The sequence below is a fragment of the Providencia sp. PROV003 genome (assembly GCF_045040775.1).
Taxonomy (GTDB): Bacteria; Pseudomonadota; Gammaproteobacteria; order Enterobacterales; family Enterobacteriaceae; genus Providencia; species Providencia huashanensis.
The window spans coordinates 3,146,759-3,161,404 of record NZ_CP096369.1 but is presented as its reverse complement, the minus strand read 5'-3'; the positions used below and the strand labels follow the sequence as shown (position 1 = coordinate 3,161,404).

Sequence of the window (14,646 nt, the reverse complement as noted above, 5' to 3'; positions counted from 1 at the left end):
TTACCTGATCCGCACAAGTACCAGAACCGCTGAATAGGTGTAATTTACTTTATATTCAGTGAGTTGTAGTCAAAAGGCACTCGGGGGCGAGTGCTTTTTTTGTGCATAATCTGTACAAAAAAGGCTCAAAAGTGTCTAAAAGTGTTCAAGTGTGGACAACTTGTGGACATTAATCATTGACTAAATCCATTTAAATCAATTGTTTAACTCAATTTACATTTACTTAACAAATGAGGTATTTTCAACAAAAGATAGAGTTTCGAACAACAGCACCGAGAAAATTATTGATGATGATATTCTATAGCTTCATCACACACATCGAAGTTTTCGTCATTTCAGCAGTAGATCACACCAGAGAATTGTGACCCATCATCATTATCATCACGTAGAGGTAGATAAATCTTCAAAGGCGAGCGTTCTACTAAGGTGTCGTGATGGTTAAAATTACAAAGAGGTATGGCAAAATTTGATATTACCTCGCTGGGAAAGGGGGTATCTTCCGACATTATAAAGTTTCTTATCAAAATAAATGTTATAAATGTGGAGCAGTTCTTAGATGTTAATTATCAACAAAATCAAAAGCTAATCATTTTCTGGATACCACGATTAACACTTTATATTCCAGTCTTTATATGCTGATCTTTTGATCATGAAGATAACTCATGTTCCAAATGAAATTAAGTCGCTTTAACTCATTCATCGGCTCTGGCATAAATTAGGTTATTCAAAATCATTAACTTATTGACAACATAAATATTGATAAATGGAAACGTGATTTTAAAAGCGAGGCTCCGTTTCCATCTTGGCGCTTAGGATGCAACAAACACGATGAATAAAGATTTTACCTTTAAGATTAAAAGCAGTGTTTTCGACGAGAATTATAACCCTTCGGAAAATACTCGCATTACGACCAACTTTGCTAATTTAGCGAGAGGGGAAAACCGTCAAGAAAATTTACGTAACACGCTGGTGATGATAAATAATCGTTTTAATACACTAGCGTATTGGGATAACCCAAAAAGTGACCGTTATTCAATCGAAATTGAAATTATTTCGGTAGAGATGAGCGTTGAAAAAAGTGCCAATACTTTTCCTGTTATTGAAATACTAAGAACTAATATTATCGATAAAAAAACGGGTAAAAAGATAGAAGGACTTGTCGGAAATAACTTTTCGTCTTATGTCCGTGACTATGATTTCAGTGTTCTATTGCTAGACCATAATAAAAACCAAACAAACTTTAGCCTTCCCGAAAATTTTGGTGATTTGCATGGGAACATCTTTAAATATTTTGTAAATTCAAATGAGTATAAAGCGCACTTTAACAAGGCGCCAGTGATATGTTTAAGTGTATCAAATAAAGACATTTACCACCGTACAGGAAATCAACACCCGGTATTAGGGATAGAATATCAGCAAAATGGTAGCTCATTAACGGATAAATATTTTAAAAAAATGGGATTACAGGTTCGCTATTTCATGCCGAAAAATAGTGTTGCACCGTTGGCCTTTTATTTTACGGGGGATTTGCTGAATGATTACAGCAATATTGAGTTGATTGGCACAATCAGCACGATGGAAACATTCCAGAAAATTTATCGCCCTGAAATTTATAATGCGAACTCTGTCGCAGGGCAATGCTATCAACCGAGTTTGACGAACCAAGATTATTCATTAACAAAAATTGTTTATGACCGCGAAGAACGTAGCCGACTGGCTATTGAGCAGGGGAAATATACCGAAGAACACTTTATTGAACCCTACAAACATATTCTAGAGCAATGGTCTGCTAACTGCGTGCTTTGATTAATTTTAAAATTTAAGGTCAATTATTATGAAAATATTATTACCAACATCCACAGCAGGTAGCTTACCGAAACCTTCATGGCTTGCTGAACCGGAGAAACTTTGGTCTCCTTGGAAATTACAGAATGATGAATTAATTGAGGGAAAACAAGACGCGCTTCGTTTATCTTTGGACGATCAGCTACGGGCAGGGATTGATATTGTCAGCGATGGTGAGCAAACACGCCAGCATTTTGTGACGACATTTATTGAACACCTTAGCGGCGTTGATTTTGAGAAACGTCAGGTGGTTAAAATTCGTGACCGTTATGAGGCAAGTGTTCCTACCGTTGTTGGTGCCGTTGCGCGCCAAAAACCTGTCTTTGTGGAAGATGCCAAATTTTTACGTCAGTTAACTAACCAACCGATTAAATGGGCTCTGCCAGGCCCGATGACGATGATCGACACGCTGTACGATAACCACTATAAAAGTCGTGAAAAACTGGCTTGGGAATTTGCTAAAATCCTCAATCAAGAAGCAAAAGAGCTTGAGGCGGCAGGGGTTGATATTATCCAGTTTGATGAACCCGCTTTTAATGTTTTCTTTGATGAAGTTAATGATTGGGGAATAGCGGCATTAGAAAGAGCTATTGAAGGGCTAAAATGTGAAACTGCTGTTCATATCTGTTATGGCTATGGCATTAAAGCCAACACAGATTGGAAAAAATCGTTGGGAACAGAGTGGCGGCAGTATGAAGAAGCATTTCCTAAACTGCAAACTTCGAATATCGACATCATTTCTTTAGAGTGTCATAACTCACGTGTTCCTATGGATTTGATCGAACTGATCCGTGGTAAAAAAGTGATGGTAGGGGCCATTGATGTGGCAACAAATACGATAGAAACCCCTGAAGAGGTTGCGAACACATTACGTAAAGCCCTTGAGTTTGTTGATGCAGATAAACTTTACCCTTCGACAAACTGTGGTATGGCTCCATTATCTCGTCAAGTGGCTAGCGGTAAACTCAATGCGTTAAGTGCCGGAGCAGAAATCATCCGTAGAGAGCTTTCAACGAAGTAGTTACGCTAAATCCCCTAGTTTTGTAATAGGTTTATTTCTTATCATCACATGTTAAAGAAGCTTCTTACCTATAAGAGGCTTCTTTAATACAATTAGAGTTAAATGACATTTCTTCCCTATCACCGTTGGATGACTAATTAAATGTTAACCTATTAATAAGGGGTTAATGACGTTTTGATTATCGTCAATTTACCGTCAATTCATCCGTAAAAAACACCATATATAGCCACTAATTAATATCCCTTTAAATAGTTAAAGTCGGAAATTATTTTTGATTTAAATCACATTAACTAAATATTATTCATACATTAACAAATCAAAAGCGCTATTGTTAAATTAATGGGAATGCATTGTTAATCTTTTGGGTGGTGGAGCGGAAATGAATACAGAAAAATATGACTATATTATTGTCGGTGCGGGCTCTGCGGGATGTGTTCTTGCTGCTCGATTGATTCAGAACATTCAAGCTAGGGTATTACTTCTCGAAGCTGGAGGAAGTGATAACCACATGTTTATTCGTATGCCAGCAGGCGTGGCTAAAATTATTGCACAAAAAAGCTGGCCTTACGAAACCGAACCGGAAGCTCATGCGAACAACCGTAAAATGCAGATTGCTCAAGGGAAAGTTCTTGGGGGAAGTAGCTCTGTAAATGGCATGATTTATATCCGCGGCCAAAAACAAGATTACGATAATTGGGCTCAAAATTATGGTTGCGAAGGTTGGGGTTACGATGATGTGCTCCCGTGGTTTAAAAAAGCGGAGCGTAACGAAAGCCTGACAGGTGAGTATCATGGAACCGAAGGGCCTCTCCCTGTGAGTGAGAACAGGTACCGGCACCCACTATCGATGGCATTTATTCGTGCGTCACAAGAACACGGATTACCTTATGTTAATGACCTCAATGGGGGAAGCCAGCAGGGTACTGGTTTTTACCAAACTACAACCCATAATGGTGAAAGAGCCAGCACTTCAAAAACATATTTAAAATCGGTGGAAAATAGCGAAAAACTCACGCTAAAACTGAATGCACAAGTTAACCGCATTATTATCCGTAATGGCTGTGCTGTTGGTGTTGCTTATCAAGGGAAAAGTGGACATGAAATAGAAGCGTTTGCAACAAATGAAGTTCTTATTTGTTCAGGCGCGATGGGGTCAGCAAAACTATTGATGTTGTCAGGCATTGGGCCAGAAGAACATCTTTCCAGTCTGGGTATTGATACCGTTGCAAATCTGCCTGTTGGCAAAAATTTTCATGACCATTTGCATATGTCAATTAACGTGACAACCAAACAACCAATTAGCTTATTTGGTGCGGACCAAGGGCTAAATGCGATTAAACATGGACTGGAATGGATGGTCTTTCGTAGTGGGCTATTAGCCTCTAATGTATTAGAAGGTGCTGCGTTTAAAGACAGTTGTAACCAAGGGCGCCCTGATGTACAAATCCATTTTCTTCCTATATTGGATAGCTGGGATGATGTTCCTGGTGAGCCATTACCAGCGACTCACGGTTTTACATTGAAAGTGGGGTATCTTCAACCCAAATCCCGTGGTGAAGTTTTATTGCGTAGTCGTGACCCTCTCGCCCCGTTAAAAATTCATGCAAATTATCTTGCTTCGCCTGAAGATATGGAAGGTTGCAAACGAGCAGTTAAATTTGGTTTAGAAGTGCTCAATTCACCGTCATTGCAAGCGGTAAGCAAAGATATTTTGATGCCTCCTGCGGCGGTATATGATGATGAACGGCAGTTAGAAGAGTTTGTCCGTAATTTTTGTAAAACGGTTTATCACCCCGTGGGAACTTGCCGCATGGGAACAGAAACAACAAATTCGGTAACAGATTTACGTTTAAGGGTTCATGGTATTAAGAATTTACGGGTGGTGGATTGCTCTGTCATACCGGAGATCCCAAGTGGTAATACGAATGCGCCAACGATAATGATTGCAGAGCGTGCAGCAGCAATGATTATTGAGGATAGAAAATAAATTTTATTATTGTTATGTCTGCTGAGGGTAGTCTCAGCAGCTGACTTTTGGGGGGGTATCAAAAAACACCTGAGCTACACAAGACATAGGTAACTGGTGTTTAATGTGGTTCTATATGTCAGGCACGTTGATCAGTTGATTAAAATTCTACTTTTTGCATTTCTCCTTTTGTTCCCAGATAGGGTATATTAAAGAAATCATCGTAAAGTTGTTTTTTATTATAGGTAACATTGGCAATGGCAGTGATCCCAAAAAACTATGCGCGCTTGGAAAGCGGCTACCGTGAGAAAGCACTTAAAATTTACCCGTGGATATGTGGGCGATGTACTCGGGAGTTTGTGTATTCAAATTTACGCGAATTAACGGTTCATCATATCGACCATGACCACACCAATAACCCAGAAGATGGTAGTAATTGGGAATTATTGTGTCTGTTTTGTCATGACCATGAACACTCCAAGTATACGGAAGCTGACCAGTACGGTACACGCGTGGTCGCAGGGGAGGATGCGCAAGATGATGTTGAAGCCGCAACTTACAATCCCTTTGCAGATTTAAAATCAATGTTAAATAAAAAGAAATAATTTTAGTCGTAAAACTGCGCTTATAGTTAATCAATGATAGCAAATACATTTATCTGAGTGTATTTGCTATCGTTAATGCCTCACTAAATACCCATTTTTTAATTCCCTGATCCGCACGATATGTTCATATGATTGTTTGACAAAGAGGATTACTTAGGCTTATATTTAATTCATTCAAATGAATTAAATATAAAGAGAGATGATAATGAATACAATAACTGTTCCAAGCCCATTTTCTTTTGAAGAACGTGATAGAAGGTGGGGGATAGCAAGGAAAATCATGCAGTTAAATGACCTAGAAGTCTTAATGATTTATGGGGATAGGGAGTCAGCTGCGCCAGCACCTTTTTGTATTGACCACTACTTTACTAATGACCGCTTAGGTTCCGTCGTGATTTTTCATCAAGATAAAGCACCGCTGGTGGTGACATTTGCGCCAATGATGGTGGCTGACCATATGCAAGCGCAGATGCGGGGCGATGTACAATGGATCTCGCCAGAGCAGATTATTGTGGGTAAAACAGGGCGAAATATTGCACAAATATTTGTTGATTTAGGGGTATCAGCCAATGCGAATATCGGTGTGGTGGGTTTGGAACCTTATCCCCCATTTTATTTTGATGGGGCGATGCCTTATAACACGTTAACAGGTATCAAAGAACGCTTACCTCAACTTAATTTTGTGCCTGTGTATAAACATTTTTTCCAGTTAGCTTCAGTGAAAAGTGCCGAAGAATTAGAGCATGTAAGATATGCTGCGATGATTGGTGAAGCAATGAGTGAATCAATGCGCGCAACTGCGTTGGTCGGTCACTCAGAAGCCGATATTGCCGCAGCAGTGACAGCCAAGTGTTTGTCCATGGGCGGGTTTACTGCCGAAATTTTAATGGGTTCTGGCCCTGAGTATATTGGTTGGGGGCAACCTGCTTGGCAATATCGTTCACAGCCACCGCGTAAAATTGAGCAAGGTGATATTGTCTTGAGTGAAATATTTGCACTGTATGGGATGTATGAAACACAACACCAAGCCGCAGTCGCTGTAGGGAAAATTCACCCTAACCTCGAAAAGGCTGCGGCCGTCGCACGGGAATGCTATGAAATAGGCGTTGAAAATCTGAAAGAAGGTGTCACTTTTGGGGAAGTGGTCGATAAAATGGAACAGCCTCTTTTAAAATCAAAAGGATGGCATGTTCACCCGTTGATCCACAGTATTAACCCATATGGGCCAATTGGTTTTGGTACTGCGCCGGGTATCGAGTCTTTACCTATTGCACAAAAGTATCGCCAATTAGAGCGTTTACCGAACCCTGGTCGTGAGCTGGTGTTAAAAGCAGGTATGACATTTGCCTTTGAACCTAATTGCGCATTTGGTTACCATTTATGTAATTTGGGTGGAACTGTCGTCGTTGGTCAAGGTCAGGGTATTGAACTGAATCATAATTCAACTTATCTTATGCGGGCAGATAATTAATTGATGGAATAACAGCGGGATATGACTGAAACCAATAAAAATACACTTTCTTCTGAGTCAACCAAAGAAAAGTTAATCAATGAAGGGATTAAACAGTTTGCTCTTCATGGTATTAATGGTGTAAGGACGCGACAACTAGCTGAAAATGCAGGAGTTAACCAGTCTGCAATTCCGTATCATATGGGCGGGAAATTGGGCGTTTATACCGCTGTTATCCAAAAAATAGCCGCTGATTTATCCCAAGCGAGTAATATTCAGCTATTTGATGATCAGATGGCAAAGATAAAAACACAGTCTGTTGTGGAAAATGAGCAAATAAATCAATTGGCATGTTTATTGATTAAAGGATTGGGTAATGCATTACTATTACCTGAACATGAATATTACTCAGTATTGATCCTTCGGGAGCAGTTAGAACCGACAGAAAATTATGATGTTATTTATCGTGATTTTATTGAGCCTTTTCATATTAGGTTATCTAGCCTCGTTCAATTGGCTCATTCGGTTGATGAGCAAACTGCAATTATTCGCGCCCATACATTAATCGGTCAAGTATTAGGCTTTGTTGTTGCACGCAAGCCATTACTCAAGCGATTAGAGCGCGAACAAATAGATGATGCGTTGTTAGCACAAATTATGCAGCAAATTTGTTTAATGACGAGCAACGCATTTCTTATCTCTATACAAAACTAATATGGCGAATATAGCTTTCCACATGGTGTTTTAATGGATATCTTGATGGCTACGGTACACTAGTGATAATTCAGGGTGATGCCATAAACTCGCTGGAGTAACGGTTGTACGTTCCCAAGGGATGTGTCCAATAAACCATAATTTCCAAAAGTTTAATTTGGCGTTTGGGTTTTTGGTTAATAAAGCTTCAAAGGTTTCAATTTCGCCAATTTGGATAGATAGCGCTGATTGGTATATATCAAACACGAATTTTGAACAAAATTGCCTCGAAGAATCATAATTAAACCCCGTATGGTAAAATTTATTTAAACGTGGTGGTACTTGTGCGACTAACGCTTTTTTCTGTTCTTGGGTCAATGACTGTCTGAGTCGCCGTACACTATAGCGCTTATCAGATGACCGAGAAATAAAACGGGATAAGGTAGTTGTGGTTGATAGTGGAACACGGCTTTCAGCGATTAAATAGTCATCTCCATCATGGCCTACAATCATGCCGACATGGTTGCTCCAGCATTGTGAAGCAGAGGCTATCTGGCGAAACAACTCTGTTCCGATACTGGTAAATACAATATCACCAACTTCGAATTTATGGGGATAATTTATTGTCGTCATCAATTTACCTCAATGAAATATAATGTCATTAAGGTACATTTATAATGGTTCGTAGAAATCAAGCTATCAGATAAAAGCTTAAAATAACCATTGTTTAGGTTGGGTATAGGTTCGTTAGTTTTTCGCTGAGCTGTTTTACACTACTTATGATGTCATTTTCATTATGAGCGGCATATCCAAAGAGAATCGCATTGTGGTTGCGGCTTTCAATACAATAACGAGATAACGGTTGTGCACCAAAGCCTAATTGCTGGCATTGTTCAAGGATTATCCGAATATCGTAACCTGCTTTGACCCAGCAAACAGTGTGAATACCAGAGTCTGTCATTTGTACGTCAAATAAATGGGGCAAGTATAAGTTGATTGCGCTGAGGAATGCGTTTTGCCTGTCATGACATATTTTGCGTATTTTCCTAACATGACGTGCATAATGCCCCTCTTGAATAAACTGAGCTAAGGCCGCTTGCTCTAGGTAGCCACAATGACTATCACTGTAATATTTCATCATTGTAAAAGGTTCACTCAGTATTTCTGGGACAACTAAAAAGCCTAAACGGAATCCGGGATACATCATTTTAGAGAATGTGCCTGCATAAATTACACGTTGGTGATTATCCAGTCCTTGTAATGCTTGAATTGGTTTAGATGAAAAACGAAACTCACTGTTATAGTCATCTTCGAAAATCCATGCATTATTTTGTTGTGCCCAATCTAGCAATGCCAAGCGCCGAGGTAAACTTAACGTTGTTCCTAGTGGAAATTGGTGTGAGGGCGTGGTGTAAATTAATTTTGCATGGCTATATTGTTTTGCTGCGTAAGTGATATCCATTCCCTCCTGATCTGAAGGAATAGCGGCGATTTTAGCCCCTGTTGCGGTGAGTATTGCCCTTGCACTATCATAACCAGGGTCATCTAACCAAACAGTATCACCTTGTTTTAATAGAACTTTGGAAACTAAATTAATGGCTTGCTGGGTACCGTTGACAATAATAATTTGATTTTCATTACAGTGGACTCCACGCGTTGAGCGAACATAGTCAGCCACCAGTTTTTTTAACGGCATATAACCATCGGGATGGTTAAAATGAGGGATTGCAGACTTAGATTTACGCCATACACGGCCCAGTAAACGCCCCCAAAGTTCATGTGGAAATTGGTCTACACAGCCAATACCAATATTAAACATTTGGTGTGTGTTTGTATTCGGGCGTGATTTATCCCATAAGCTTTCTAGTGTGCTGATAATAGGGTTCAGATTAAGTGCATTGTATTCAGGGCAATTAATAATTTGAGGCTTACTTGTTGTTCTAACTAATTCGTCTGGGATCTTCGCTGAAACATAAGTGCCAGACCCTTTCTTGGTATACAAATAGCCTTCATCAATTAACCTATCGAATCCTGCAATCACAGAATTTCTAGAAATTGACATCATTTCCGCAAGTGCTCTAGTTGAGGGAAGTTTAATACCTGTATTAATACGCCCATCCAGAATTGCATCACGGATTGTGTGGTAAACATTTTCTTTAATGTAACCCTCTTTAAGTAAAAGAAGGGGAAATGGAGCTTGCTGCTTACGGCGCATAAAGTGGACCCTATTTAAATAACAAAAGTGTATCTTATACAGCACCAGATTGGTATGTACTATAACCCCACTAAGTTATAAATTAATAGATGGAAGGGTTATTATGAATAAAACAGCATTACCAGTCACAGTCGATTTTGTCGCGCCAGAACATTACCCTGAGTGGTTAGTTTATTGGCTAGAATATCAAAAATTCTACAAAGTGGATTTAAAAGAAGAGGTGACGTTAAAAGCGTGGGAGCGCTTCTTTGATGCTAATGAGCCGATGTATTGTGCTGTAGCACTGGAAGAAGGAAAAGTTGTTGGTTTTGTGAATTATTTATATCACCGGTCAACTTGGGCTGAAAATGATTTTTGTTATTTAGAGGATTTATATGTGACACCTGAAATGCGAGGTCGTCATGTTGGGAAACAGTTAATCGAGTTTGTACATCAGCAAGCTAAAGAAAAACAATGTGGTCGTCTTTATTGGCATACGCAAGAAACTAACTTACCCGGTCAAAAATTGTATAACTGGGTGGCAGAAAAGCCCGGCGTGATTGAATACAGAATGGCCTTGTAATAAATAGCCGCCGAATATCCTACATTTCAGTTAATTATTTGCTGACCCGTTGTTTGGCAACAACGGGTTTTTCATCTCAATCAGAGAGCATGCAAAAATAAACTGAGTTAATCAGCTAATTGGGAACGTACTTCCATCAATGCGAAACCCAGTAAATTTAACCCTTTCCACGTTAGAGGATTTTCGATATTTTCACTATCTTCAGCTAACCCAATTCCCCAAACTTTATCAACGGGGCTGGCTTCTACGAGTATTCGCTCATTTGTAGAAAGTAAAAATTGCTTTAGTTCTTCATTTTGTGAAAATTTTGCCATATTAGCGGCAACCACGATCTCAAAACGGTTTTTATCCCAGACATCTTGTTTAAACCCACGGACTTCGCGACCAAAAGCTTTAGCCGCACCTGGATTTGGTGCATGAATAATTTTATTTAGGGTTTCTGTATCACCAAATAAACGTGCTTTTTCCGCCATCATAAAATGTTCAGCACTTGCAAATCGATGACCATTAACAATAAATGTGGAAGGGTACCACTGGCTAAAACAGCTTTTGGTTATGTGATTTTGTTTTGTTTGGTGGCCCCAGAAAAAAACATATTTATATTTTTTGCCTGAGCGAAATTGATTACAAAGAGTTTTTATATCCATAAGTTAGTCAGCTTTAGCTAAGAATAATATGCTTAGCTTATCTATCACAGATAACCCTGACTATCGGAATAGCCTGCTTAGTCAATTATAAGCAGGCGTGATGCCTAGAGTACCTTACTTAAAAATTCTGCAGTACGTGGGTTTGTCGGGGAGTTGAAAATTTGTTCAGGGCTACCTTGTTCTTGGATGATGCCTTGATCGATAAAGATAACGCGGTCAGCAACTTCCCGTGCAAACCCCATTTCATGAGTAACGATAACCATCGTCATTCCTTCATTGGCTAAAGTTTTCATGACTGCTAGAACTTCTCCCACTAGCTCAGGGTCAAGCGCTGAGGTGGGTTCATCAAATAATAAAATTGACGGTTGCATGGCTAAGGCGCGAGCTATCGCTACTCGTTGTTGTTGCCCACCAGATAAACTCGCAGGCCATGCATCAATTTTGTCTAATAACCCAACCTTGGCGAGTAGTTGCTCAGCTTGCTTAAGTGCCTGATCCTTTTTTAGTCCTTTGACCAATGTCGGCGCCATCATCAGGTTTTCAAGTACGGTCATATGAGGGAATAAATTAAAACGCTGAAAAACCATACCTATATTTTCACGCATTTTATTTAAATCAGTTTTAGGGTCATGGACGTTAAACCCATTAACTTTTATTTCGCCGCCATCAGGGCGTTCTAATGCATTTAAGCAACGTAAAAAGGTACTTTTCCCTGAGCCTGAAGGCCCAATGATACAAATAACTTCTTGTGGTTGAACTTCACATGAAATGCCTCGTAATACATGGGTATTACCAAATTTTTTTTGTAAATCATTAACGTAAATCACTTCTGCCCAACCTTTTTTCCATATATTGCACAAGCTGAGCAAGTATAAATGTCAGCATCCAATAAATTACTGATATGGTTAAATACGGTTCCCAATAGGTTGCGTAAGCACCGGAAACGGTTCTTGCTGCATAAGCAAGGTCGGCTAAACCGATAGCTGATGCAAGGGATGAATCCTTAACGATTGCAATGGCATTGTTCCCTAATGGCGGAAGGATCCTGCGGAAAGCTTGAGGCAAGATAACTTTTCGCATTGTTTTAGCCCAGCTCATACCAAGCGCTCGGGAGGCTTCCATTTGCCCTTTATCAATGGATTGAATACCGGCTCTGAATATTTCAGAGACGTAAGCTCCTGAGTTTAGCGTAATTGCGATTACACATGATAAAAATGCACCGTAATCAGAGCGTAACATACGCGCAGTATCGATGGACATAATCCCTGATGTGACTAATAAGCCATCACGTGGGTTAATAAAAAGCGGTACTAAGGCAAAATGGACGACCATTATTTGTACAAACAGAGGTGTGCCACGAAATGCACTTACATAGAAACGGACAGGCCATTGAACGAAATAGTGTAAAACAGGTTTCCAGATCCCTTGTTCAGCCTTAGCTGTTCTTCCTAAACCTAATGTTAATCCCCAAAGTGAGCCTAAAATAACGCATATGATGGTTGCTTTGATAGTCATCATAGCGCCTTCGGCAAACAAAGGGGCATATTCTTCGATTATTTCCCAACGAAACGCAGACATCTTAATTATCACCCTGATTTATATCGCGAAAAAGCCACCCAACGATGGCTTTAAATTCTACTATTATTGTTTTGGCAGTTGCGGAACGTTCTCATCAAACCATTTTTGGTAAATTTTGTTATAAGTTCCGTTCTCAACAATTTTGTTTAAACCATTATTGATTTTTTGTTGTAATTCACTATTACCTTTAGCCACCGCAATACCGAAATATTGTTTTTCAAAATGGTTATCGTAGATCAGCTTAAATTTTTTCTCTGGGTGTGTTTTGATATAAAACTTAATCACACCCACATCGCCGACTGCTGCATCAATACCATCTTCAAATAGTTCTTGTAGTAGAAGAGGGGTATTATCAAACCGTTTGATTGAGGTACTATTTTTGCCAATAACTTCAGAGACTACAATATCCCCCGTACTGGAATTGACCACGCCAACATTAAGATCTTTTAAGCTGTTCAGGTCAGTTACATTGGAAGACTCGCTGATAACGATAGCTTGTTCTGCTGGGAAATAAGGGTTGGAAAAATCGACCATATTTTTACGTTTATCTGTGATAGTGATACCGGAAATTAAAATGTCCCGATCACCTGAGGATAAAGTTGCAAAAATACCTTCCCAAGGGGTATTGATTAACTTCACATCAAAACCTTCAACTTCCGCTATAGCTTTAATAATATCGATATCAAAACCTTCCAGTTGTTTTTGGCTATTTTCAAATTCAAAAGGGCGGTATGTACCACCAGCACCGACCGTATAACTTTCTTTAGCGTAAACATTCCCTGCAAAAGCCGCGAGTGTCAGGCATCCCGCAAAAACTAATTTTTTAAACATCATTACAGCCTCTTTATTTATGCAATTATAGTGCATAAAAATACATAAACTTTAGGTTGTAAGCAAACAATATTTATAAATTAGTACTGTGATATGAGGTTGAATAATGCGGAGGGATACCGTTTTGTGTTGTCAGTGAGATTAGCGGAGAAAATAAAACTATTTAAGAATAGGAAATGTGAGGTATTTCTAGTTTTAATGAAAAAACCTTCTTACAAAAACGGATATTCACAATACCGCTTTTTTTACCTAACCATAACATTGCATTAACGATAAGCTTCTGCCATGTTTAGCTAGCTCATTGAATAAATTAACTTATCATGGAAAAGATTTTATTGGTGTTATGGCCCTTATTTGCGTTAATAGCAATTGGGTTTATCTTACGTCGTACAAGTTTATTTTCTAATGATTTCTGGCCGAGTGCTGAAAAACTTAACTATTTTATCCTATTCCCTGCATTGTTGATTAATAGTTTGGCCAGTGCACCGCTAGATAACCCTAAATTAACTTTCCTTGCCAGTGCAATATTCTGTATCTTAGGGGCAAGTTCATTTTTAGTTTTGCTATGTAAATATTTATTCAAAATTACGGTTCCGCGCTTCGGTGCTTATATTCAAGGGATCACGCGTTTTAACACCTACTTAGGCTTGGCAATAATAGCTGATTTATTTGGTCAAGAAGGGGTTGCAATTGCTGCGGTAATAATGGCAATTCTTGTCCCTAGTTGTAATGTGATTGCGGTACTTTCCCTAACATCAGGTGAGAAAATATCGATAAAGCAAATTCTATTCCCGATCATTAAAAACCCATTAATTATCTCTTGTTTGGTCGGTATTCTATTGAATTTATCCCCTATTGGTTTGCCATTTGGGTCTGGCCAATTATTAAAATTATTGGCGGCGTCCAGTTTACCATTAGGGTTGATATGCATTGGGGGCGCTTTGCAAACGGCAACCTTAAGAAGAGAATTCCAGCCTTTGATTATCTCAACATTGATACGTTTATTAGCGATGCCAGTATTGGCGGTATCAATCGCATATTTATTTTCCTTACCTGAATTTGAAACTCTTTTATTAGTTATTTTTTTTGCTATTCCAACTGCGCCAACAGCTTATATTCTGACTAGGCAATTGAATGGTGATAGCCAATTAATGGCAGGTATTATTACATTACAAACTGTGATGGCGGTTTTTACCTTGCCACTAGTTCTGTCATTAGCCATACAATAACAGC

The 14,646-nt window shown here is 39.1% G+C and carries 14 protein-coding genes; 8 read left to right on the top strand and 6 right to left on the bottom strand.

From position 1 onward, the window contains the following. Positions 1–828: 828 nt before the first annotated feature. From M1F14_RS14480 to M1F14_RS14455, 6 genes are all read left to right on the top strand, one after another. Positions 829–1,806: a DUF1852 domain-containing protein gene (locus M1F14_RS14480; protein WP_181469294.1), complete on the top strand. Its 978-nt coding sequence runs from the start codon at positions 829–831 to the stop codon at positions 1,804–1,806. Between the two features lie 28 nt (positions 1,807–1,834). Further along, the gene (locus M1F14_RS14475; RefSeq protein WP_042843827.1) at positions 1,835–2,866 is read left to right on the top strand and encodes a methionine synthase; all 1,032 of its coding nucleotides are present in this window, start codon (positions 1,835–1,837) and stop codon (positions 2,864–2,866) included. 379 nt (positions 2,867–3,245) lie between these two features. Beyond that, positions 3,246–4,853, top strand: coding sequence for a GMC family oxidoreductase (locus M1F14_RS14470; protein ID WP_129465898.1), 1,608 nt, complete (start codon positions 3,246–3,248; stop codon positions 4,851–4,853). Between the two features lie 236 nt (positions 4,854–5,089). After that, entirely contained in the window at positions 5,090–5,437 is a 348-nt protein-coding gene (gene yajD, locus M1F14_RS14465; RefSeq protein WP_042843825.1) for an HNH nuclease YajD, read from the top strand. 205 nt (positions 5,438–5,642) lie between these two features. Next, positions 5,643–6,908 (top strand): Xaa-Pro peptidase family protein, encoded by a 1,266-nt coding sequence (locus tag M1F14_RS14460; RefSeq protein ID WP_071548844.1) that lies wholly within the window; start codon positions 5,643–5,645, stop codon positions 6,906–6,908. 21 nt (positions 6,909–6,929) lie between these two features. Continuing rightward, entirely contained in the window at positions 6,930–7,601 is a 672-nt protein-coding gene (locus tag M1F14_RS14455) for a CerR family C-terminal domain-containing protein (protein ID WP_042843824.1), read from the top strand. Between the two features lie 30 nt (positions 7,602–7,631). Here the strand turns inward: M1F14_RS14455 and M1F14_RS14450 are convergent, their stop codons facing one another. Both M1F14_RS14450 and M1F14_RS14445 read right to left on the bottom strand, forming a co-directional pair. Further along, entirely contained in the window at positions 7,632–8,213 is a 582-nt protein-coding gene (locus M1F14_RS14450) for a YebB family permuted papain-like enzyme (RefSeq protein ID WP_048607169.1), read from the bottom strand. Positions 8,214–8,307: 94 nt separating this feature from the next. Beyond that, complete coding sequence (locus tag M1F14_RS14445; RefSeq protein ID WP_129465900.1) at positions 8,308–9,795, bottom strand: PLP-dependent aminotransferase family protein; 1,488 nt, start codon at positions 9,793–9,795, stop codon at positions 8,308–8,310. 103 nt (positions 9,796–9,898) lie between these two features. On the opposite strand from M1F14_RS14445, the gene M1F14_RS14440 reads away from it, so the two are divergent. Next, complete coding sequence (locus M1F14_RS14440; protein WP_042843820.1) at positions 9,899–10,357, top strand: GNAT family N-acetyltransferase; 459 nt, start codon at positions 9,899–9,901, stop codon at positions 10,355–10,357. A gap of 107 nt (positions 10,358–10,464) precedes the next feature. Here the strand turns inward: M1F14_RS14440 and M1F14_RS14435 are convergent, their stop codons facing one another. The 4 genes from M1F14_RS14435 to M1F14_RS14420 form a co-directional block, all read right to left on the bottom strand. Then, complete coding sequence (locus M1F14_RS14435; RefSeq protein ID WP_181469295.1) at positions 10,465–11,004, bottom strand: NADAR family protein; 540 nt, start codon at positions 11,002–11,004, stop codon at positions 10,465–10,467. Positions 11,005–11,108: 104 nt separating this feature from the next. Then, positions 11,109–11,831, bottom strand: coding sequence for an amino acid ABC transporter ATP-binding protein (locus M1F14_RS14430; RefSeq protein WP_042843818.1), 723 nt, complete (start codon positions 11,829–11,831; stop codon positions 11,109–11,111). Beyond that, on the bottom strand, positions 11,818–12,582 hold the full coding sequence (locus tag M1F14_RS14425) for an amino acid ABC transporter permease (protein ID WP_042843817.1): 765 nt from the start codon (positions 12,580–12,582) through the stop codon (positions 11,818–11,820). The genes M1F14_RS14430 and M1F14_RS14425 overlap by 14 nt, the downstream gene beginning before the upstream one ends. Positions 12,583–12,645: 63 nt before the next feature. Further along, positions 12,646–13,413, bottom strand: a complete 768-nt coding sequence (locus tag M1F14_RS14420; protein ID WP_048607209.1) for a basic amino acid ABC transporter substrate-binding protein — start codon at positions 13,411–13,413, stop codon at positions 12,646–12,648. Positions 13,414–13,733: 320 nt separating this feature from the next. Between M1F14_RS14420 and M1F14_RS14415 the strand changes: the two genes are divergently transcribed. Beyond that, a complete protein-coding gene (locus tag M1F14_RS14415) occupies positions 13,734–14,642 on the top strand; it encodes an AEC family transporter (RefSeq protein WP_048607173.1) in 909 nt (302 codons plus the stop codon). Positions 14,643–14,646: the final 4 nt, after the last annotated feature.